Source organism: Caldibacillus sp. 210928-DFI.2.18 (assembly GCF_020554505.1).
In the GTDB taxonomy this organism is placed as follows: domain Bacteria; phylum Bacillota; class Bacilli; order Bacillales; family Caldibacillaceae; genus Caldifermentibacillus; species Caldifermentibacillus hisashii.
Window position 1 is genome coordinate 25905 of record NZ_JAJCHL010000005.1, and the last position, 23314, is coordinate 49218.

Consider the following 23314-nt stretch of genomic DNA (forward strand, 5'->3'; position numbering starts at 1 on the left):
ATATGCCAAGAACATTGTCAGATATTAAAAAAAGTCTTGATGGAAATTTAGGGAAACGTCTTATGTTAAAAGCTAACGGTGGACGAAAAAAAACGATTGAACGAACAGGTGTATTAGCTGAAACATATCCAGCCGTTTTTGTTATTGAATTAGATCAAGATGAGAATTCATTTGAACGAGTATCTTACAGTTATGCGGATATTTTAACACAGACTGTACAACTTACATTTTATGAAGACAAGCAAGAGTTAGTATAGTAGGCAGTTACCTTTGGGTTACTGCCTTTTTTATACGTTAAGAATGTATAATTTTCCAGCAAAGAAGCGAATTTGACGTAGTTGGAAATTTTAAGAATTAAGCATAAGTGCTCTTGCGGCTCTGCCGTCGCCTGGATGCTCGGCAGTCGCCGATTTTTCTTTATTTGTTTTTATTTGGAATGCTCGGTTGTTATTACCGGGTATGCTAAATGTATTTCAGATTAAACTATACATGTCACAGTATGAGAGGGGTTGTCGTTGTGGGTAGGAGAAGAGGAATCATGTCTGAAGAAATGAAAGTAGAATTGGCCAAAGAGCTTGGTTTCTACGATGTCGTTGAAAAAGAAGGATGGGGCGGCATTCGGGCAAGAGATGCAGGAAATATGGTAAAACGTGCCATAGAGATTGCGGAAGAGCAGATGAAAAATCGGCAGTAATTCTTCAAAGTCCACCATATGAACAACAAAATTTACTGTGACAACATCCGAGGTCTTATCCTCGGATTTTTATATGCCCTTCGTATGAGGAAAATATTTCCCGGGTTTAGTGAAGTATTTCACTTGAAAAAATAATCATTAAATACTTCCCCCTTAACACGATTCGTTTCTTTTGCTGTTATATGGTAAAATAATACAAAATTATACATAATGTTTAAAAGTAGGTGGACGTGTTGAAACTTCTTGTAAAAGCTCCAGCAAAAATAAACCTCTCGTTGGATGTCCTCTACAAGCGTACTGATGGATATCATGAATTGGAAATGGTCATGACAACCGTTGATTTAGCTGATCGCCTGGAACTTGAGTTACTTAATGATGATCGGATTGTTATTCATTCGCAAACTCGGTTTGTTCCCGACGATGATCGAAACTTGGCATATAAGGCGGCAAATTTATTAAAGGATCGCTTTAATATAAAGTCCGGTGCTTCCATTACGATTGAGAAAAACATCCCTGTTGCAGCCGGACTTGCCGGGGGAAGCAGTGATGCAGCTGCTGTTCTGAGAGGGATGAATAAACTATGGGATTTAAGACTTACTTTGGATGAACTGGCCGAACTCGGGGCGGAAATTGGTTCAGATGTTTCATTTTGTGTCTATGGTGGAACGGCATTAGCAAAAGGAAGGGGAGAAATCATAACCCCGTTACCGCCGCCGCCTAATTGTTGGGTCGTCTTGGCAAAACCGGCAATAGGTGTTTCCACGGCGGAAGTTTACGAACATCTGAATCTAAATGAAGTCATTCATCCGAATACAAAAGCAATGGTAGATGCAATCTATCAAGGTGATTACCGTGGAATATGCGCCAATCTAAGCAATGTTCTTGAATCAGTGACATTCAAATATTTTCCGAAAGTAAAACATTTGAAAGACGATATGAAAAGGTTTGGTGCGGATGCGGTATTAATGAGTGGGAGCGGACCAACCGTATTTGCTCTTGTCCAGCACGATTCCAGAATGCAGAGACTTTATAATGGACTGAGGGGTTATTGTCATCAAGTTTATGCTGTACGGTTATTAGGTAAACGAAATGAATTCAGTTAAAGAGAATTTGGTACCCTGATATATTTTGGGTATCTTGATAAAATACGAATATTAGTATATCATATTTATATTATTATTCGGATTTATGGAGGTGAACATATGAGTTGGAAAAGAAGTGAACGACTAATTGACATGACGAATTATCTGTTAAACCATCCAAGAGACTTGATCTCATTAACTTTTTTTTCTGAAAGGTATCAAGCGGCGAAGTCATCGATAAGTGAGGATTTAACCATACTAAAGGAAATATTTGCTCTACAAGGAATCGGGAAACTGGTGACGATTCCGGGAGCAAGCGGAGGAGTTAAGTATTATGTAAAAGTGAAACAAGACCTGGTAAAACCTTTTGTTGCTGATTTATGCCAGTTAATTGCAGAACCTGATCGTCTTTTACCCGGCGGTTACTTATATTTGGCTGATATAGTCGGCAACCCAATGATTATGGATCAAGTGGGGCGGATGTTTGCATCAAAATTCTGTGATGAACCAATTGATGCGGTTATGACTGTAGCGACTAAAGGGATTCCATTAGCATATGCAACCGCAAGATTTTTAAATGTCCCGGTCGTTATTGTTCGTAAAGATGCAAAAATAACAGAAGGCTCAACGGTAAGTATCAATTATGTAACAGGATCAAGTAAGAGAATCCAGACAATGCTTTTGGCGAAAAAGAGTTTGAAAGAGGGTTCTCGGGTGTTAATCGTCGATGATTTCATGAAAGCCGGCGGGACCATACGCGGGATGATTAGTTTGTTGGATGAATTTCAAGCGAGTTATGCCGGTATTGCTGTTCTTGTTGAATCAGAAGAGGTGGAAGATCGACTGGTTGATCAGTACATATCGATTGTCAAATTATCAAATGTCGATGTACAGGAAAAAAGAATTTCTGTACATGAAGGTAATTACTTTACTAAATAAATTTGATTCCGCGCTTAGCGGCAAGATTTGTGGGAAAGGGAATTCCCACATGCATCCGGATGTATTCAACTAACAAACGGCTTCACTTTATTGCTGTTATTTTTATAAAAAATTAAATTTATTTATCATAAGGATGTTATAGTTGAATTTACATAAAAAATTAAAAAAATTTCCTTAGTTTAAGAAGGAATCTAAAAAAATTTGTAGAATCTATTATTAAGTCTACTTTAAGGTGGTGAAACGAATGGAAGTAACAGATGTACGATTACGGAGAGTGAATACGGACGGGAGAATGAAGGCGATTGCTTCAATTACATTGGATAATGAATTTGTCGTCCATGATATCCGTGTTATTGACGGCAATAACGGATTGTTTGTTGCTATGCCAAGCAAGCGTACGCCGGACGGTGAATTTAGAGATATTGCCCATCCGATCAACTCTACTACAAGAGGAAAGATACAAGAAGCGGTGTTATCTGAGTACCATCGTTTAGGAGAAGTAGAAGTAGAGTTGGAAGAAGCCGGGGCATCCTGAAAAAAATAACAACCGAGAGCCTACAAGTGTGTAAGGCTCTTTTTTTGTTTCCCGCTTATTAGGCTTCCAATCATTACCAAAACATATCCTGTTTATTCATTCACTAAGGTCACGAAAAGACCTATACTTGAAGTTTTAAAGATTGGCAATTGCACAGATGGATAGAAAATGACCGATCCCTGTTGATTTGGGAGGTTACGATACGACTATCCAAGTGTTCCATAAGGATGTGTCATAGGTAGTTTGTGTTCTTTTTCATTACTCGATGATCGAGCCGCTCGTTGAAGTTTTGCAATATTTTCAAGCAAATCCTTCCTTGAAATATGGTCTTGATTGAGATATATTCAATAGTGGATAAAAAGGTAAAAGTGGAGGGTGCATATGTCCAAGAAGTATGTAATAGTTTTAGCAGCAGGTCAAGGAACCCGAATGAAATCAAAACTTTATAAAGTATTGCATCCTGTTTGTGGGAAACCAATGGTTAGGCATGTCATTGATGAATTGAAACAAATAGGTGCTGACCAAATCATTACGGTTGTCGGCCATGGTGCAGATGAGGTCAAAAATGAATTAAAAGATGACTCGGAATTTGTCTTACAAGAACAACAATTAGGTACGGCACATGCTGTTATGCAAGCAAGGGATTTATTGCAGGATAAAGAAGGTCTTACTCTTGTCGTTTGTGGTGACACGCCTTTGTTGAAAGCTGACACGATCAAAGCGATGATTGACTACCATATCAACAATCATTCAAAGGCAACAATTCTTACTGCAGTTGCAGAAGATCCCACCGGTTATGGTCGTGTTATTAGAAACGAGCAAGGGTATGTGGAAAAAATTGTCGAGCATAAAGATGCGTCCGATGAGGAAAAAGCAGTAAAGGAAATAAATGCAGGAACCTATTGCTTTGATAATGCATCCTTATTTCATGCTTTACAAAAAGTGACAAATAATAATGCACAAAATGAATATTATTTGCCGGATGTTATTGGAATTTTAAAAGACGCGGGACAAACGGTAACAGCTTTTACAACAAATGATTTTACCGAAATATTTGGTATCAACGATCGAGTAGCTTTAGCTCAGGCAGGTAAAATTATGCAACAAAGAATCAATGAAAAACATATGCGTAACGGTGTAACCATTATTGATCCGGAGCAAACTTATATCGATGCAACGGTAGTAATCGGTCAGGATACAGTCATATATCCCGGCACAATGGTGAAAGGGAATACGGTTATTGGTACAGATTGCATCATCGGTCCTAATTCTGAAATATTAAACTGCGATATTGGCAATCGGACGTCGATTCGTCAATCGGTCACACATGACAGCAAGATTGGTTCAGACGTTCAAATCGGTCCATTTGCACATATCAGACCGCAATCTCTTATTCATGATGAAGTTCGTATCGGCAACTTTGTCGAAATTAAAAAGACGGAATTTGGTAGAAAAAGTAAAGCGTCACATTTATCCTATATAGGTGATGCTAATGTAGGCAGCAATGTAAATATCGGATGTGGCTCAATTACTGTTAATTATGATGGTGTAAATAAATTTAAAACAATCATAAAAGATGGTGCGTTCATCGGATGCAACTCGAACTTAGTTGCTCCGGTAGAAATCGGTGAGGGTGCATATGTAGCAGCCGGTTCAACAATAACGGACAATGTACCGGGAGATTCGTTATCCATTGCCCGCGCACGGCAAGTTAATAAGGAAAATTATGTGAAAAATCGAATGAAAAAAGGTTAACCAGGAGGTTCATCATGTCTAACCAGTACCCAGATAAAAAGTTGAAATTATTTTCGTTAAATTCCAATCGGGAGTTGGCAAGTGAAATTGCCGAAGAGATTGGGGTCAGTCTTGGAAAATGTACTGTTAACCGTTTTAGCGACGGAGAAGTTCAAATCAATATTGAAGAAAGTATTCGCGGTTGTGATGTTTTTGTTGTTCAATCGACAAGTAATCCGGTTAATGAACATTTAATGGAATTATTGATCATGATTGATGCGTTAAAAAGAGCTTCTGCAAGAAAAATCAATGTAGTTATGCCTTATTACGGGTATGCACGCCAAGATAGAAAGGCTCGGTCCCGGGAACCAATTACTGCTAAACTTGTTGCAAATTTATTAGAAACTGCCGGAACTTCCCGCATGATTACTTTGGATTTGCACGCTCCTCAAATTCAAGGGTTTTTTGACATTCCAATTGACCATTTAATGGGTGTACCTATTTTAGCTGAGTACTTTGAAAATAAAAATTTTGACGATATCGTCGTTGTTTCCCCTGATCACGGTGGTGTTGTCCGTGCACGAAAAATGGCCGATCGTCTAAAAGCGCCGATTGCAATTATCGATAAACGGCGTCCAAGACCAAATGTAGCAGAAGTAATGAATATTATCGGGAATATTGAAGGGAAAACAGCTATAATCATTGATGATATTATCGATACAGCCGGTACGATTACACTTGCGGCAAATGCACTCGTTGAACAAGGTGCTTGTGAAGTTTATGCTTGTTGTACACATCCGGTTTTATCCGGGCCGGCAATTGAACGGATTGCACATTCCAAAATAAAAGAACTTGTTATAACCAACTCCATTCCTTTAAGTGAGGAAAAAAGGATAGAAAAAATTAAACAATTATCTGTTGCCCCTTTAATAGGTGAAGCAATTGTACGGGTATTTGAACACCGCTCGGTAAGTGATTTGTTTTAATCCTATAAGTTAATGCATTAGACATATGATTGGCGATCGTTTGATTATTAATACCAAGTTTTGGACATATTATAATTGTAGATTTGAACGAAAAAAAGAGGTGTCCAAAACAATGGAAGCAGTTTTATATGCACAAGAAAGATCAAAAGAAACGAGAGCTACTCTGAATTCATTGCGGGAAAACGGAAATATTCCGGCAATCTTATATGGAAAAAATGTAAGTAATGCACCGATTTCAGTTGAGAAATTGGATTTCAAAAAACAATTCAATGAAATTGGTAAAAATGGTATATTTACCATTGATGTTGACGGAAAAAGACAGCAGGCCATTGTGAGAAATTATGAAGTTGATCCGATTACAAGAGAAATTATTCATATTGATTTTTTAGCTGTAAATTCATTAAGTGTAATAACAGCGGATGTCCGCATTGTTTTAGTTAATGATGCGGAAGGTGTAAAAGACGGTGGTGTCCTTCAGCAGTCAATGTTCGATTTGTCGGTCACTACCAATGTAAATCGTTTTCCGGATGCAATTGAAGTAGATGTAACCCATTTACAAGTAGGTGAAACGATAACAGTTGGTAAAATAAGGCAGCAATATCCATTTGAAATAAATCATGAGAATGATGAGGTAATTGCTTCTATTTTACCGCCAAGACAAGAGGAAGAAATCAGTACCGGTGAAGAACAAGAGCCGGGTATACCGGAAAACTTGGAAGGTAGGGAAGAATAGGTTAGGAGGGTTGCTCCATGGCTGGTTCTTTTTTAAGGAATGTCGATGTACTACGTTGAAATCCTTAAAAGAAAATCGAACCAGTAATAATGGACAGCCCCTCTTTCAGTGATTAGGAAACATTTACCTAAAGATGCAACTCAGATATTTTCTGGGAATCTCTACATTCGCCGGATGCAATGGAAGCGGTCTAAAGGCCATTTAAAGTAAATTAACAGAAAAAATTACGGCTTGATTGACGACCGGAGATGATTCCTCAATCAAGAGGAGGGCATTGGAGTGAAATTAATTGTCGGTTTAGGCAATCCGGGGAAACAATATGAAGAAACGAGACATAATATCGGTTTTAAAGTTATTGATAAATTAGTGGAAAAGTGGAATATTCCTTTGAATGAGGCAAAATTTCAAAGCTTGTTCGGTAAAGGGATGGTCAACGGGGAAAAAGTCATTATATTAAAACCTATGACGTATATGAATCTTTCCGGTGAAGCAGTTCGGGCAATTATGGATTATTACCAAATTTCTCATGAAAACTTACTTGTTATTTACGACGAATTGGATTTGCCACCCGGGAAAATCCGTCTCCGTTATAAAGGAAGCGCGGCTGGTCATAACGGTATAAAATCGATCATTAAGTTAATCGGGACTAAAGAATTTAATCGAATTCGAATCGGGATTGGCAAACCACACCCGGGTGTTGAAGTTGTTGACTATGTTTTGGGAAACTTCACAAATGATGAAAAACCACTTATGGCAGAAGTAATTGAGAAAAGTGCCCAAGCGTGTGAAACATGGCTCGAGAAACCATTTATTGAGGTTATGAATATATATAATAGGTGAAATGGGTAGGAAAGAAAATTTATTATTGTTATAGTAAAAATAAGAGAATAAACTATCCTTGAACGGTAAATAATAAAAATAAACATGAATAAATTCATTTACCATTCAAGGGGTGCATAAGATGAGTATCCATTATGTTTGTCGTTATTGTGGTACCAAAATTGGAACTCTCGAAAATAAAGTAATTGACTATGAGACACTAGGTTTTCATAAATTAACCGAAAGTGAACGGATGAACATGATTCAATATGAACCGGACGGAAATATCCAAGTAAAAAGTATTTGCGAAGATTGCCATGAATCCTTTACAATAAATCCAAGTAATTATGAACATGACTATATTATCCATTAGCTTTGGAGATCCAAAGCATTTTTCTGTTTATCCCACTCTTAGCGGGCAATAATTTGCTGCCTGCATACATCCGACTCGTTCGGAGGGCCTTAAGTAAATCAAAGAAAAAGGTGGAAGATGAGTGAGGCGGCTGAGGAAGTGCCAAATAATCTCGCTAAACACTGTATTTAGATGAATTTTCGGGTTTTATCATACTATATATTGTGTTAGTAAATCTATTCAAGTAGTTTTTCAGTGGCCTCAAGATGAGTGCCGTAAATGTCCGATCGGTTTAACTAACCATCAGTGTTACCACTGATGGAAGTTTCACTTTATGAGAAAATCGGCAACAATTTGTGTAAAGGTTGCCGACTTTACTCTTTGATTTGCAGTGAAAGTTAGACAAACATGTACTTATTACCATTCATAATAGATGACACCAAGAGGAGGAGAGGAGGCAAAAGAATGAGAGAGTTATTAACCACTTTAATGCAAAAGGACGACATTGCGTCGATTACAAGCGGAATAAATGAAGGATTAAACGAACAACTTGTTGCCGGTTTATCTAATTCGGCTAGAACCGTATTTATGGCTAGTATTTATCAAAAGATGAATAAGCCTCTTCTGATCATCACCTATAATTTATTGCAAGCACAAAAGCTATATGAAGATTTGGTTCATCTTATATCAGATGAAGTGTTCATATATCCGGCAAATGAATTGACAATCGCCGACCTGGGCATATCCAGTCCTGAATTACGTTCGCAGCGAATTGAAGCATTAAATTTTTTGAATAGCAACAAAAAGGGTGTAGTTATAGCGCCCATCGCCGGTATAAGAAGAATTTTACCTCCAAAAGCAATATGGGCTGAACATATCATTCAGTGGCAATTGGATGATGAAATTAATCTGGAACAATCCATTCAAAAATTTGTCCAAATGGGTTACGTACGTTCAGAAATGGTTACTGCACCCGGGGAGTTCAGTGTTCGTGGCGGTATTATTGACATTTATTCATTGACAGAAAGCAATCCGATTCGAATTGAGCTGTTTGACAATGTCATTGATTCCATCCGTTATTTTTCTACTGATAACCAACGCTCTATGGAAAAACTTTCGGAAGTGACAATTGGCCCGGCAACAGAAATCATTTTAGAGCCGGATCATCTTCAACGAATAGCAGATAAACTTGAAAAAGCTCTGGCTGATAGTTTAAAGAAAATAAAAGATGAAAAGGTAAAAGAATCTCTTGTTACCCAAACTGAACATGAAATTGAGCAGCTGCGATCCGGACAAATTTCTGATGAGATTTTTAAATATCTATCATTTGCCTACGAGAAACCAGGAAGTTTACTAGACTATATAAGTGAAAATTCCATCGTATTTATGGATGAAATCAGTAGAGTTAGTGAAATGAAAGAAACACTTGATAAGGAAGAAGCTGAATGGCATACAAGTTTATTGGATGAAGGAAAAGTTGTTCATTCGATAACAATCAGCCATGATGTATGGAAAATCTTACATGGTTCGAAAAAACCGATTGTTTATTTTTCACTCTTTTTACGTCATATTCAACATATAAGTCCGCAAAATATATTAAATTTATCCAGTAAACAAATGCAAAATTTCCACGGACAAATGAACGTGTTGAAATCAGAAATGGAACGTTGGAAAAAAAGCGGATATACAGTTATTTTTTTAGGGGCGGATGATAGTCGGACAGAGAAAATTGAAAGTGTTTTAGCGGATTACTCAATTGAAGCGGTAAATAATTGGGACGGCGAACAGCTAATTATAGGAAAGACGCAAATTATAAAAGGACAGTTAAACAGCGGATTTGAATTCCCGATGGAGAAAATAGCCGTTATTACTGAGGGAGAATTATTTAATAAAAAGGTAAAAAAACATTCTCACCGAACACAAAAAATTTCCAATGCAGAACGGATTAAAAGTTATTCGGAGCTCAATATCGGGGATTACGTAGTTCATGTGAATCACGGGATTGGTAAGTATTTAGGAATTGAAACGCTGGAAATTAACGGAATCCATAAAGACTATATGAAAATTAAATATCAAGGTACTGACAAGCTTTACGTTCCTGTTGAACAAATTAATCTTGTACAAAAATATGTCGGTACGGAAGGAAAAGAACCAAAGCTGTATAAACTGGGCGGATCTGAATGGAAGCGCGTGAAGAGAAAGGTTGAATCTTCTGTTCAGGATATTGCTGAGGATTTAATTAAATTGTATGCAGAACGTGAAGCCTCTGTTGGGTATGCCTTTTCTCCGGATACCGAATTACAACGGGAATTTGAAGCAACATTTCCATATAAAGAAACGCAAGATCAATTACGGTCAATTGCCGAAATTAAAAAAGATATGGAGAGACCGCGCCCAATGGACCGGCTTTTATGTGGGGATGTTGGTTACGGCAAAACTGAGGTGGCATTACGGGCTGCTTTTAAAGCAATTTGTGACGGTAAACAAGTGGCTTTTCTTGTACCAACAACGATTTTGGCACAGCAACACTATGAAACAATGCGGGAGAGATTTCAAGATTATCCGATTAAAATTGGTGTATTAAGTCGCTTTCGTACACGTAAAGAGCAGCAGGAGACGATTAAAGGTCTGAAAAATGGAACCGTTGATATTGTTGTCGGTACCCATCGCTTATTATCTAAAGATATTACTTATCATGACCTTGGACTATTAATCATTGATGAAGAGCAAAGATTTGGTGTAACTCATAAAGAAAAAATTAAAAAGTTAAAAACAAATGTGGATGTCTTAACGTTAACAGCAACACCAATTCCCAGGACACTCCATATGTCTTTACTGGGCGTTCGTGACCTGTCCGTTATTGAAACACCGCCGGAAAATCGTTTTCCTATCCAAACATATGTTATGGAAATGAACCCCGGTCTTGTAAAAGAGGCTATTGAAAGAGAGCTGGCCAGACACGGTCAAATTTACTATGTTTATAATAATATTGATGATATTGACCGGAAAGTTGAAGAACTATCCATGCTTGTACCGGATGCCAGATTTATTTATGCGCATGGAAGAATGAATGCAATGGAACTGGAAAATGTTATGTTAAGCTTTTTAAATGGTGAAGCAGATGTATTGGTTAGTACGACCATCATTGAAACGGGAGTAGATATCCCGAATGTCAACACATTAATCGTAGAAAATGCAGATCGTATGGGTCTTTCCCAACTTTATCAATTACGAGGTCGAGTCGGACGGTCGAACCGGATTGCCTATGCGTATTTTACTTACCGTAAAGATAAAGTCCTTACTGAAGTAGCCGAAAAGCGGTTACAGACAATTAAGGAGTTTACTGAATTAGGTTCAGGCTTTAAAATAGCAATGCGCGATCTATCCATACGCGGGACGGGAAATTTGTTGGGGGCGCAACAACATGGGTTTATCGAATCAGTTGGATTTGATCTTTATTCACAAATGTTAAAAGAAGCGATAGAAAAACGAAAAGGTGACGAACCTGACAAACAAGATTTTCCGGTTGAAATTGATCTTCAAATAGACGCTTATATACCGGATCAATATATTCATGACGGTTACCAAAAGATTGAAATGTATAAACGGTTCCGGGCAATTGCTAACATGGAAGATATACATGAATTGCAAGATGAAATGGTTGATCGATACGGAGATTATCCGGAAGAAGTAAATAATTTATTTTTGATTTCCGAGATTAAAATTTACGCCAAACAGGCAGGAATTGAATTGATTAAAAAGGATAAAGATGGAATTCATCTGATCTTTACTGAAACGGTAACAAAAGACATTCAAATTAAAGACATTGTGGAACTATGTAAACCATATGGTCGCATGGTAGGTTACGGTATGGAAGGGGAAAAGTTTAAAATCGTTATCTATAACAATAGTCAAATCGAACAAGATTGGTTCTCTACTCTTGAATCGATTTTAAAAGGATTACCGCAAACCGTTGAACGGGAAGTAAAAACAGTATCATAATAGCATATGGTGTATAGGCTAACCTCCTTTTGTGTAATTTTCTGAATTGACTTTAACTTATTTGTCAATAAAGGGGTTAGCCCTTTTTATTGGATAAGAAACCAAAATAGTGGCGAAAATCATATAGAAACTGATGGAACGAATCCAAATGAATACAAGAAAGAATTATGTTTAGTGTTTTTATAAAAAGAGGATAAATTATACTGTACAGTTGTTTCCAGTATTTCCAATTATTCTTACTATAAGAAAAAGTTTTAGTTTGTGTATAGAACTTACCATATGAAAGATAATAATTGTATATAAGGATGATGATTCCATTTACACTTGGTATTCCGCTTGGTCGGGCCTTGTTTTGGAATAATATATCCGTTCGTAACTGTGACATCAGCAAGAAAATCATCATAAGAAAGAGAGGCAACTTAAGATGAAGGCAACTGGTATTGTACGTCGAATTGATGATTTAGGTCGTGTTGTAATACCAAAGGAAATTAGGAGAACCTTACGAATTCGTGAAGGAGACCCGTTAGAAATTTTTGTTGACCGTGATGGGGAAGTGATCTTAAAAAAATATTCTCCAATCAGTGAATTAGGTGATTTTTCCAAGGAATATGCAGAGGCTTTATTTGACAGCCTTGGGAGTACCGTTTTAATTTGTGATCGTGATTCGGTTATTGCTGTAGCAGGGGGGTCGAAAAAAGAGTACTTAAACAGAAATATTAGCGAGTCTGTAGAGAAGGTCATGGCCGATCGATCCACCGTTTTAGAAACGAATGAAACCACGATTTCGCTTGTGGAAGGCAATGAAGAAACATTGACTTCCTATACGATCAGCCCAATTATTGCTAACGGTGACCCAATTGGTACAGTTATTATAATGTCTAAGGATAATACATTAGGTGAAGTCGAAAAAAAAGCAGCCGAGACAGCCGCAGGATTTTTAGCAAGACAAATGGAACAATAAAGTGATCTTAATCAGTGGGAATTTTTCCGGTGAATAGCGGTCTTTTAAGTCTTGGGGTTGGAGAACTTGACTTCCCTATGATGGCTATTCATCCCCTGATTAGGGGCGGGGGACGATATGGTCACTACATAAGGTGGATAAAAAAACTTAATTGAGATAAATATTTTTTAGGAAGGCAGGAAGTCTGTCTTCTTTTATTGTTTTATAATAAAATGGAGGTTGGTATTATTTATTGCCTGATTTGTTCCACTAACCATCCGAGGGGAAAGCCCCCACTGATGAAAGTCTCATTATTATTTAGCAGGTGTATTTATGAAAAAGGAGAAAGATAATTCGAAAAAGCTATTGCTGAAAGGGACAGCGATCCTTTCAGTTGCAGGATTATTATCAAAAGTATTAAGCGCTGTTTACCGTGTACCGTTTCAAAATATTGTTGGAGATGTTGGCTTTTACATATATCAGCAAGTATACCCGTTTTATGGGATAGCGGTTTCTTTTGCCACATACGGATTTCCTGTTGTTATTTCAAAATTGTATGCGGAAAAGATTAGTATAGGTGATACAAGAGCAGCAAAAAAAATATTATTTCCGGCATTTGTTTCCGTTTCAACGATTTGCCTTCTTATATTCCTTGTCATTTATTTTGGTTCGACATTTTTTGCCGGACTGATGGGGGATCCTCGGTTAGAACCTTTGTTGAAGATGGTGTCCTTAACCTTTTTAATTATTCCGCTCGTATCTGTAATGCGGGGGCATTTTCAAGGCCAAGGATTTATGGCACCGACTGCAATCTCTCAATTGGGGGAACAAATTGTCCGGGTTTCTCTTATTCTGATTTTTGCCTTTCTTTTAACTGCCAAAGGTTTTACATTGTACGGGATCGGAAAATGGACGATGTTTGCTTCAGTGGTTGGAAGTTTATGCGGGGCAATGATTTTAGTTGCATTTTTTATCCATCATCATCACCAAAGTCAAATACATTTTTGGAATAGCATTAAAGGTTCTGTTAAAATTATGAAAATGGTATGGACGGAAGGGATTGCCGTCTGCATAAGCAGTTTAACGCTATTATTATTTCAGTTGGCAGACTCTTTTCAAATGGTTCCTTTACTAAAAGAAAGCGGAATGGCTTTAACAGAAGCACAAGTGATGAAGGGGATTTATGATCGGGGTCAACCGTTAGTGCAGCTGGGAATGGTTTTAGCCATATCTTTGTCATTGTCTGTTGTCCCTTTTGTTGCTGCGATGAAAAGAAAAAGTGAAGAAATGACGGGCTATATCCGCTTTGCCCTTCAATTAAGCCTTCTTGTCAGTTCTGCTGCGACAACCGGTTTGATTTTAATTATGAATGATTTGAATGTGATGTTATTTGAAAACGAATGGGGTTCAAATGTTTTGCGCATATTTGTACTAATTGTTTTTTTCGCGACAATTTGTACAACCATCATATCAGTTTTGCAAGGACTTGATATCACATATTTTCCGGCATGTATTGTGATTGTGGGATTTTTTGTGAAGCTCTTATTTAATCGGTTTTTTATACTTAAATGGGGTACGATGGGTGCGGCGATTGCCAGTAATCTTGCCTTGTTGCTGATGGCTGTAATATTAATATATCGTTTACGAAAAACCATTGATATTCGACTGGTCAATTGGCGCTTTGTGATCGTTTTAATAAAATCATTAACAATTATGACGATCACGATTTCTTTATTTTTTTTGATTAGCCGAGTTTTTGCTCCTCTTTTTCACGGAGTCCGTCTCTTTTCCGCTTTTGTTGCCATATGTGCTGCTGTGATTGGGGCGATTGTCTTTTTCATCTCGATTATCCGTGGCTGTATTTTTTCCAAAGAAGAAATAATCCTATTACCATTCGGGAGCAGACTTCAATTTTTGTTAAAAGAAGGAAGGGTTAACCGTGACTAAAATTATTATTGTTGGGCTTGGAGCTGGTGATATTAATCAACTTCCCCTAGGTGTTTATAACTTATTGAAAAATGATTATCCATTGTTTTTACGGACAAAAGAACATCCGGTTGTTGAGAGCCTTGAACAGGAAGGGGTTGCCTATTTTTCCTTTGATGCGATTTATGAGAAGAATCAACAATTTACGGATGTGTACGAGGAAATTGTTGAGAAATTATTTTCGGAAGCATCGGATAAAGATATCGTGTACGCTGTTCCAGGGGCTCCTATAGTTGCGGAGAGGACGGTTCAATTATTACTTGAACGCAGGGAAGAGATGGGGATTGAAATTGAATTGGCCGGTGGTCAAAGTTTCCTCGATGCATTGTTTCAAGCAGTCCGGATTGACCCAATTGAAGGTTTCCAGCTGTTGGATGGAACAAACTTCAATAAATATAATGTTCAGTTGACGCAACATATGATTATCGGACAAGTATATGATCAAATGGTTGCATCAAATGTAAAATTGGAATTAATGGAGTTACTACCTGACACATATGAAATCTATATAGTGGAAAATGCGGGCAGTGCCGCTGAATCTGTAAAAAAAGTACCTTTATATCTACTGGATCATGAATTTTCGTTCAGTAATTTAACAAGTTTATATATCCCACCGGTAAAAGATGAACGGATTCTTTATAAAAATTTTACTTATTTGCGGCAAGTAGTAGCTACTTTAAGAAGTCCCAACGGATGTCCGTGGGATCGGGAACAAACACATCAATCGTTAAAAAAATATTTAATTGAAGAGGCGTATGAATTGCTTGAAGCGATTGATGAAAATGATGATGACCATATGGTTGAAGAACTCGGTGACGTTTTATTACAAATCATGCTGCATGCTCAAATTGGTGAAGATGAAGGATACTTTACCATTGATGATGTTATCGAAGCAATCACTAGTAAAATGATCCGCCGACATCCCCATGTATTCGGCGATAAAGCCGCAAAAACGGTCGATGAAGTTTTGTCGAATTGGCAAGACATTAAGCAAAACGAAGAAGGAAGAGAAGAAACACGATTTGCCGCGGTTAAAAAAGGGTTGCCGGCACTTTTACAAGCCTATGAACTGCAAAAAATGGCGAAAAATTTTGGTTTTGATTGGCAGGAAATTGAACCGGTCATCGAGAAATTAAAAGAAGAGTTAGATGAATGGCTAATAGAAGTTAACAGTGGGGTTAATAAAGACGCAATTGAACTGGAGTATGGTGATCTGCTTTTTTCGATGGTAAATATAGCCAGGTTCCTGTCCATTCATCCGGAAGAAGCACTGATTCGCGCCAATCAAAAATTTGTAAGACGGTTTCAATACATCGAGGAAAAAATAAATAAAGCTGGAAAACAATTCTCGGATTATACGTTGGAAGAACTGGATTCGTTTTGGAATGAAGCGAAAGAAAGTGGTTTGTAAGCAACAACAAAGAAAGGACTGGACAAATTTATGAGGTTAGATAAATTTTTAAAAGTATCCCGATTGATAAAAAGGCGAACTTTGGCAAAAGAAGTAGCGGACCAGGGAAGAATTTTAATCAATGGAAAAACAGCTAAAGCAAGTTCCGAAGTCAATGTCGGGGATGAATTAGAAATCAGATTTGGACAAAGACTTATGACCGTGAAGATTGAAAAATTGCAAGAAACAACGCGAAAAGAAGATGCGGATTCAATGTATACCGTTATGAAAGATGAGCGGATAAATCAAGAAAACTAATAAATAAAATAGCTTTTTACATTCCTGTCTATTCCATTGAGGTTTGTCCCCCAATGCTATTTTCTGTTCTAATCCAGAACGGACGAGCATAACTATTTTATAAGAATGAGAACAAGATTGAATCGGGGGATGAATGGTGAACCAATATTATGATCAATCGAAAAATCAAAAACCTGTCGTACAGGATCATGATGTAATTATGAGAGGACGTAAAACTCTGGATATAACCGGTGTGAAGCAAGTAGAAAGCTTCGATAATGAAGAATTCCTATTAGAAACGGTCATGGGTTATTTAGCTATTCGCGGTCAAAATCTACAAATGAAAAACTTGGATGTTGATAAAGGGATTGTTTCTATCAAAGGGAAAATATTTGACCTCGTCTACCTAGAAGATCACCAGGGAGATAAAGCTAAGGGATTCTTTAGCAAGTTGTTCAAATGAGTCTAACAGTACAATTTTACACAATGCTAGCCATGGTTGGAATGGGCAGTTACTTTGGGGCGGCTTTGGACACGTATAGCCGCTTATTTAACCGTTCAAAAAGAAATGTCATTGTACGAGGCATTAACGATATTTTATTTTGGATAGTACAAGCGCTCATTACCTTTTATATCCTTTACCTGGTAAATAATGGTGAAATACGCTTTTATATTTTTTTAGCCCTTCTTTGCGGTTTTGCTTTTTATCAAAGTCTGCTAAAAAATTTATATAATCGGCTGCTTGAGTGGTTGATCCAGCTATTGGTTCGCATATACCGACTCGGAGCAAAACTGTTCAGTAATGTGATTATAAAGCCGGTCGTTATGTTCTTTACATTTATATTTACAATAATTGTCGCGCTGGGGAAGTTCACTCTGCAAATGTTTTTATTTTTAGTAAAAATCCTGGGGGTTCTTCTTAAAATTGTTCTTAAACCATTTACTTATTTAGGAAAATATATCTGGAAAGCTGTACCAAAATCGTTTAAAATAAAAGGGAGTCATTTTTTTAAAAGAATTTCTAATTCTCTAAAATGGATAATGGACGTAATCAATAAATTAAAAAGGCGTTAAAAGAGGAGGCTTAAGTGAATGAGTACTGAACGAAGCAGAGTTCCGATATTGAACGAGACTTATAAAAGTCATCAAGAACAGCATAGTATCTATATAAAAAGGAGAAAAAAATTGCTCATTCGCAGGCTAACTTTGTTTTTTGTCTTTGTTGCCATTTTCTCCTATACATTAATTAAAACTTTGTATACCCAAGCCTCTGTCCTGAACGAAAAGCAGGATCAGTTAAAGGAAGTACAAGCTGAGTATAATCAAATCAAAGAAAACCAGGAAATTTTAAAAGAAAATATCACCAAATTACAAGATGATGAATATGTTGGTAAATATGCCCGTCAAGAATATTATCTGTCCGACGAGGGTGAAATTATTTTCTCCATTCCTGATAAAGAAGTTGATGATTCGGTTGATTGACACTTAAAACCGATTTTGTCTATAATATACATAGGTGTATTTTTTTATTACTTTAAGGAGGAAGTTTCTTTTTATGTCAATTGAAGTAGGCAGCAAGTTACAGGGTAAAGTAACAGGGATTACTAATTTCGGTGCATTTGTCGAGCTGCCAGAGGGCTCAACAGGATTAGTCCATATTAGCGAAGTCGCAGACACTTATGTAAAAGACATTAATGAATTTCTAAAAGTCGGCGATCAAGTGGAAGTAAAGGTCATGAATGTTGAGAAGGACGGCAAAATTGGTTTATCTATTAAAAAGGCAAAGGACAGACCGGAGAAAAACAGTGGTCGTCCACGTCAAGGGAAAAACCATGACCGCAATTCACAAGAGAATTTTGAACAAAAAATGGCGCGCTTCTTGAAAGATAGTGAAGACCGCCTGGCCTCGTTAAAGCGCAATACTGAATCAAAAAGAGGAGGTAGAGGTGCGAGAAGAGGTTAACTTGCTGTCTGTATAATAGCCTATTTGCAAGTTGCTCTGAATTTTCTAGTTATTATATTGTATTTATAAGCTAAGCAAAGGTCGCTTTTGAAATAAAGGGTTGTCTCATATGAGGCAGCCTTTTTTATTTATTAGCAAAAGTAATATTGTAAAGCCCCAAAAAGCATTCTTTTTTAAAAAAGTAGAAAAATATCAATGTCGAAAAATGAACAGTGTGGAGAATGTCGAACTGTTTATAACTGATGAGGGTAAAGAACTATTGCTTCATTTTTATGAAAGGGAAGAAAAATAAGCTGACGAAATTTGTTTGCTTATCTATGATTGGGTAGACAATTGTCGAAATATTTTTATATTTACTCTTTCTTTTTTGACAAAATTTTATCTTGCCATCGTCTATAATAATCAAAAAATGAGCTAGGGGTGTTTGTGATGGGAAAAATTCAAGGTAGTTTTGTTGAGCCCATTCAGGAAAGAAAGATGGTGGATGCAAAGTTTTTCTTTTATAGTTTACTAGAATCAATGAAAAATCATTTGGAGACATTATTTATAAAACGGGGACTTCTCCTCTTTATTTTCGGTTTTATGCTTGGACGAGCCTTTATTTTGTCTGTATTATCACCGTTTAGTTTGCCTTTTTTTGCAGCTGCTTATTTTATCCGAAAAGATAAATCACCACAAATATTTATAGGAATTGTGGCCGGTGCCTTAACCATATCATTGGGTAACGCGGTTTACGCTTTTATGATTATAAGTTTATTTCTTGTCGGTCATAAATTGGTGAACCGGTTTGTTCGAAATCAGACAACGTTAATCCCGATCTTAGTGTTTTTGTCCATATTAATCGGCAGGCTATCATGGCATTATGTTGAAACACAGGATATCACCATTTACCATGCATTAATGACGACTGTTGAAGCAGGTCTTGCTTTTGTTTTAACATTGATATTTTTGCAAAGTATTCCGCTATTATCCTTATCGAAAAGAAGACAAGCGCTAAAAACGGAAGAACTGGTTTGTTTAATTATTTTAATCGCCTCAATGATGACAGGAGCAATGGGGTGGATGATTGAAGGTATCGCCGTATCTCATATTTTGGCTCGTTATCTTGTTTTAATTTTTGCTTTTACAGCAGGTGCAACTGTCGGTTCCACAGTCGGTGTTGTCACCGGTTTGATTTTTGGACTTGCTGATATCAACAGCTTCCCTGAAATGAGTTTATTAGCCTTTGCCGGTTTGTTGGGTGGTTTGTTAAAAGATGGGAAAAAGATTGGCGCCGGCTTTGGCCTGGTTGTTTCCACTTTATTGTTGGGACTGTATGGAAATGGAACAACCTCCATTTTGACCAGCTTGTATGAGTCATTTTTTGCATTAATTCTATTTATGTTAACACCGGTATTTTATACGAATAAAATTGCTAAGCATATACCGGGGACAACTGAGTACTCGGCCGAACAACAAGCATATATCCGGAAGATAAGGGACGCAACAGCCAGGAGAGTGGAACAATTTTCTTCCATCTTCCAAGCACTGGCCATGAGCTTTCGAAAGCAGGAAAATCATGAACGATCCGATCCGGAGGCAGAAATAGATTATTTCTTTGCCAATGTTACAGCGAAAACTTGCCAAACTTGTTTTAAGAAGGAAAAGTGCTGGGCGCTTAACAACTACAATAAAACATATGATGCAATGAAGGGAATTATGCTGGAATTGGAGGAAAAAAATGCGCTATCCAAACGAACGATTCGGAATTTGGAACATATCTGCACAAGGAGCGGAAAGGTAATCGATACGATCCAAAATGAGTTACATTATCATCATGCGAATAAAAAATTAAAACAGCAAATTAGTGAAAGCCGGAAATTAGTGGCTGAACAGTTATATGGCGTCTCGAAAGTTATGGCCAGTTTTGCCAATGAGATTCAAAGGGAAAGGGAAAACCTGGAAAAGCAGGAGGATCAGTTATTCGATGCGCTACAATCATTTGGAATCGAAGTGGATCATATTGAAATTTACAGTCTGGAACAAGGAAATGTTGATATTGATATAACCATTCCATATTGCGGCGGAATGGGCCAATGTGAAAAATTAATAGCCCCGCTTTTGTCCGATATTTTACATGAGCAAGTTACCGTATATAAAGAAGAATGTGCAAGCCATGAGCATGATTATTGTTATGCAACTTTCCGTTCCGCCAAGCGTTTTGTGGTTGATACGGGCGTGGCTTTTGCCGCGAAAAACGGCGGTTTCGTTTCCGGTGACAGTTATACTATGATTGAAATTGGTGCAGGGAAATACGCATTAGCCATTAGTGATGGCATGGGCAACGGGGAACGTGCTTATTTAGAAAGTAAGGAAACTTTAAATTTATTGAAAAAAATTCTTCAGTCAGGTATTGATGAGGAGGTGGCCATTAAATCAATCAATTCCATTCTTTCTTTACGCACAACTGATGAGGTTTATGCAACACTGGATTTAGCGATAGTAGATTTGCAGGATGCCAAGTCTAAATTCATTAAAGTTGGTTCGACCCCGAGTTTTATTAAGCGGGGTGATCAGGTCATAAAAGTTCAAGCAAGCAACTTACCGATAGGAATCATTCAAGAATTTGAAGTCGACGTTGTTAGCGAACAATTAAAAGCAGGCGATTTGCTGATTATGATGAGCGACGGGATTTTTGAGGGGCCAAGGCATATCGAAAATATCGATCTATGGTTAAAACGAAAAATACTAGAATTACAAACAGATGATCCGCAAGCGGTAGCTGACATTATAATGGAAGAAGTAATTCGCTCCAGTGATGGGTATATAGATGATGATATGACTGTTTTGGTTGCAAAAATAAAGCATAACAATCCGAAATGGAAGCCTATACCTGCCATTTCATTAAGGAAAGGAGCATAAAAATAGTGTCTATACGTATGAGGTCGGAAAGGAGGGAAAAATTCAAGGAAGGGCTATCCGGGGCCGTCCCTTTTCATATATACTTTTTAAGATAGCCATTTAAGCAAGCCAATCTGTTTTCGACTGATCGGACTCAGATTGTACGAGGCTAAACCTGTTATCTACGGTTTTCATTAAATGATATTTTTATATAGACAATGTATATATCCTCTCCAATCAGGCAAAGATGGTAAAAAGTAATTTGGAGGGGATTTGAATGAAAACGGGGACAATTAAACAAATTTTGTTAATCACTGACGGTTGTTCAAATCATGGTGAAGATCCGGTGGCAATGGCTGCCCTGGCAAGAGAGTTCGGAATTACTGTTAACGTCATTGGTGTCATGGAAAATGATATTATAGATGAACAAGGGGTTCGTGAAATTGAAGGGATTGCCCGGCAAGGTGGCGGGGTCAGCCAAATTGTTTATTCTCAAGTACTATCACAAACCGTTCAAATGGTTACTAGGAAAGCGATGACCCAAACATTACAAGGAGTTGTCAATCAAGAATTAAGACAAATTTTAGGAAATCAAGCCAGCTTAGAAAATCTGCCGCCGGAAAAACGCGGAGAAGTTCTTGAAGTAGTAGATGAACTAAACGAAACAGTTGATTTGGAAGTACTCATTCTTGTTGATACAAGTGCCAGCATGAAACATAAATTACCGACTGTAAAAGAAGCATTGCTCGATTTATCTTTAAGTTTAAATGCTCGAATGGGAAATAACCAATTTTCACTCTTTATATTTCCCGGGAAAGGAAATGAAGTGGAAAAACTACTGGACTGGACACCGAAATTAGAATCTTTAACGACTGTTTTCGCAAAGTTAAATCCGAGTGGCATGACACCAACCGGGCCGGCATTAAAAGAAGCGATCACATATTTTAAGGAAAAACATTCGGTAAGGGGATACCTGTCACGTCATGATGATGAATTCTATGAAGAGTCCATTTAATTTTGCATCCGGAACGATTATTCAAGGGAAATGGCATCACAATCGCTATACAATTATTAGGGAGCTGGGTCGAGGCGCAAACGGAATTGTATATTTAGCTGATTGGAACGGAAAAAAAGTGGCCATAAAAGTCAGTGATAACCATGTGACCATTACTTCTGAAGTCAATGTTCTGAAATCTTTTACCAAGGCCCAGGGGGTTTCCCTCGGGCCTTCTTTATTCGATGTGGATGATTGGATTCATAATGGCTCGCAAATATCCTTTTATGTTATGGAGTATATTGCCGGAACAGATTTATTAACATTCATTAAGCAAAATGGTACAACGTGGTTGCCGGTTTTAATATCGCAACTACTGACCGACCTTGACTACCTGCATAAAAACGGTTGGGTTTTTGGAGATTTAAAACCGGAAAATTTACTTGTTACAAAATCACCGGTTAAAATTCGTTGTATTGATGTTGGCGGAACAACGATGCAAGGGAGAGCAATTAAAGAGTTTACCGAGTTTTTTGACCGGGGCTATTGGGGACTTGGCTCGCGGCGTGCAGAACCTTCTTATGATCTTTTTGCAGTTGCCATGATTGTCATCAACCTGTTTTATCCAAAACGGTTTCAAAAACATGGTGTTGGTATTGAACAGTTGAAAAAGGCCATTCAGGATGTGAAAGAGTTAAGACAATATCGTCCAATATTATTGAAAGCATTGGCCGGAAAATATAGTAGTGCCACAGAGATGAAAAAAGAATTGTTAAAATTAATTCATTTTCCATCTGCACATCATCAGACAACACCGAAGTATCAAACAAACAAAAATCAAAGAGCGCAGACCAATAATACTAGAACGAGACGTAAGAAACAAAAGAATAAACATGGTATATTGGAAACAATCCTAATTGTGTCAATTGTATGTATTATATACGCCTTTTATATTTTTGAACAAATCATGTAAGTATATTGCCAAGAA

At 37.4% G+C, this 23314-nt stretch carries 22 protein-coding genes; all 22 read left to right on the forward strand.

The annotated features are described in order from the left end of the window. The first annotated feature begins 2 nt into the window (after positions 1 to 2). The 22 genes from veg (at position 3) to LIZ98_RS02590 (ending at position 23299) form a co-directional block, all read left to right on the forward strand. Positions 3 to 257, forward strand: a complete 255-nt coding sequence (gene veg, locus LIZ98_RS02485; protein WP_033826366.1) for a biofilm formation stimulator Veg — start codon at positions 3 to 5, stop codon at positions 255 to 257. 260 nt (positions 258 to 517) lie between these two features. Further along, positions 518 to 694: a small, acid-soluble spore protein, alpha/beta type gene (locus LIZ98_RS02490; protein ID WP_034766855.1), complete on the forward strand. Its 177-nt coding sequence runs from the start codon at positions 518 to 520 to the stop codon at positions 692 to 694. 233 nt (positions 695 to 927) lie between these two features. After that, the gene (ispE, locus tag LIZ98_RS02495) at positions 928 to 1797 is read left to right on the forward strand and encodes a 4-(cytidine 5'-diphospho)-2-C-methyl-D-erythritol kinase (protein WP_227138909.1); all 870 of its coding nucleotides are present in this window, start codon (positions 928 to 930) and stop codon (positions 1795 to 1797) included. A gap of 99 nt (positions 1798 to 1896) precedes the next feature. Further along, a complete protein-coding gene (purR, locus tag LIZ98_RS02500; RefSeq protein ID WP_227138910.1) occupies positions 1897 to 2715 on the forward strand; it encodes a pur operon repressor in 819 nt (272 codons plus the stop codon). Between the two features lie 244 nt (positions 2716 to 2959). Further along, positions 2960 to 3250 carry a septation regulator SpoVG gene (spoVG, locus tag LIZ98_RS02505; protein WP_033826373.1) on the forward strand — a complete coding sequence of 97 codons (291 nt, stop codon included), beginning with the start codon at positions 2960 to 2962 and terminating at the stop codon, positions 3248 to 3250. Positions 3251 to 3631: 381 nt separating this feature from the next. Then, on the forward strand, positions 3632 to 5005 hold the full coding sequence (gene glmU / locus LIZ98_RS02510; protein ID WP_034766862.1) for a bifunctional UDP-N-acetylglucosamine diphosphorylase/glucosamine-1-phosphate N-acetyltransferase GlmU: 1374 nt from the start codon (positions 3632 to 3634) through the stop codon (positions 5003 to 5005). A gap of 14 nt (positions 5006 to 5019) precedes the next feature. Continuing rightward, positions 5020 to 5970, forward strand: coding sequence for a ribose-phosphate diphosphokinase (locus tag LIZ98_RS02515; RefSeq protein ID WP_034766865.1), 951 nt, complete (start codon positions 5020 to 5022; stop codon positions 5968 to 5970). Between the two features lie 112 nt (positions 5971 to 6082). Continuing rightward, positions 6083 to 6703: a 50S ribosomal protein L25/general stress protein Ctc gene (locus LIZ98_RS02520; RefSeq protein ID WP_108897187.1), complete on the forward strand. Its 621-nt coding sequence runs from the start codon at positions 6083 to 6085 to the stop codon at positions 6701 to 6703. 279 nt (positions 6704 to 6982) lie between these two features. Beyond that, positions 6983 to 7543: an aminoacyl-tRNA hydrolase gene (gene pth, locus LIZ98_RS02525; protein ID WP_108897188.1), complete on the forward strand. Its 561-nt coding sequence runs from the start codon at positions 6983 to 6985 to the stop codon at positions 7541 to 7543. Positions 7544 to 7664: 121 nt separating this feature from the next. Next, entirely contained in the window at positions 7665 to 7895 is a 231-nt protein-coding gene (gene fin / locus LIZ98_RS02530) for an anti-sigma-F factor Fin (RefSeq protein ID WP_108897189.1), read from the forward strand. A gap of 444 nt (positions 7896 to 8339) precedes the next feature. Then, the gene (gene mfd / locus LIZ98_RS02535) at positions 8340 to 11876 is read left to right on the forward strand and encodes a transcription-repair coupling factor (protein WP_227138911.1); all 3537 of its coding nucleotides are present in this window, start codon (positions 8340 to 8342) and stop codon (positions 11874 to 11876) included. Positions 11877 to 12300: 424 nt separating this feature from the next. Beyond that, a complete protein-coding gene (spoVT, locus tag LIZ98_RS02540) occupies positions 12301 to 12837 on the forward strand; it encodes a stage V sporulation protein T (RefSeq protein ID WP_095142280.1) in 537 nt (178 codons plus the stop codon). 312 nt (positions 12838 to 13149) lie between these two features. Beyond that, complete coding sequence (locus LIZ98_RS02545) at positions 13150 to 14763, forward strand: putative polysaccharide biosynthesis protein (protein ID WP_227138912.1); 1614 nt, start codon at positions 13150 to 13152, stop codon at positions 14761 to 14763. Further along, positions 14756 to 16213, forward strand: a complete 1458-nt coding sequence (gene yabN, locus LIZ98_RS02550; RefSeq protein ID WP_227138913.1) for a bifunctional methyltransferase/pyrophosphohydrolase YabN — start codon at positions 14756 to 14758, stop codon at positions 16211 to 16213. The genes LIZ98_RS02545 and yabN overlap by 8 nt, the downstream gene beginning before the upstream one ends. 30 nt (positions 16214 to 16243) lie before the next feature. Then, positions 16244 to 16510 (forward strand): RNA-binding S4 domain-containing protein, encoded by a 267-nt coding sequence (locus tag LIZ98_RS02555; protein ID WP_034766884.1) that lies wholly within the window; start codon positions 16244 to 16246, stop codon positions 16508 to 16510. A 136-nt stretch (positions 16511 to 16646) separates the two neighbouring features. Continuing rightward, positions 16647 to 16952, forward strand: a complete 306-nt coding sequence (yabP, locus tag LIZ98_RS02560; protein ID WP_034766886.1) for a sporulation protein YabP — start codon at positions 16647 to 16649, stop codon at positions 16950 to 16952. Further along, positions 16949 to 17563, forward strand: a complete 615-nt coding sequence (yabQ, locus tag LIZ98_RS02565; protein ID WP_227092026.1) for a spore cortex biosynthesis protein YabQ — start codon at positions 16949 to 16951, stop codon at positions 17561 to 17563. The genes yabP and yabQ overlap by 4 nt, the downstream gene beginning before the upstream one ends. 18 nt (positions 17564 to 17581) lie before the next feature. Beyond that, entirely contained in the window at positions 17582 to 17971 is a 390-nt protein-coding gene (locus tag LIZ98_RS02570) for an FtsB family cell division protein (RefSeq protein WP_227138914.1), read from the forward strand. Between the two features lie 73 nt (positions 17972 to 18044). Then, entirely contained in the window at positions 18045 to 18452 is a 408-nt protein-coding gene (locus LIZ98_RS02575) for a S1 domain-containing RNA-binding protein (RefSeq protein ID WP_108897194.1), read from the forward strand. 429 nt (positions 18453 to 18881) lie between these two features. Next, positions 18882 to 21353 carry a stage II sporulation protein E gene (gene spoIIE / locus LIZ98_RS02580; RefSeq protein WP_041844680.1) on the forward strand — a complete coding sequence of 824 codons (2472 nt, stop codon included), beginning with the start codon at positions 18882 to 18884 and terminating at the stop codon, positions 21351 to 21353. A gap of 256 nt (positions 21354 to 21609) precedes the next feature. Then, entirely contained in the window at positions 21610 to 22347 is a 738-nt protein-coding gene (locus tag LIZ98_RS02585) for a VWA domain-containing protein (RefSeq protein ID WP_034766899.1), read from the forward strand. After that, entirely contained in the window at positions 22316 to 23299 is a 984-nt protein-coding gene (locus LIZ98_RS02590) for a serine/threonine protein kinase (protein ID WP_041844679.1), read from the forward strand. Before LIZ98_RS02585 ends, LIZ98_RS02590 begins: the two co-directional genes overlap by 32 nt. Positions 23300 to 23314 lie beyond the last annotated feature (15 nt).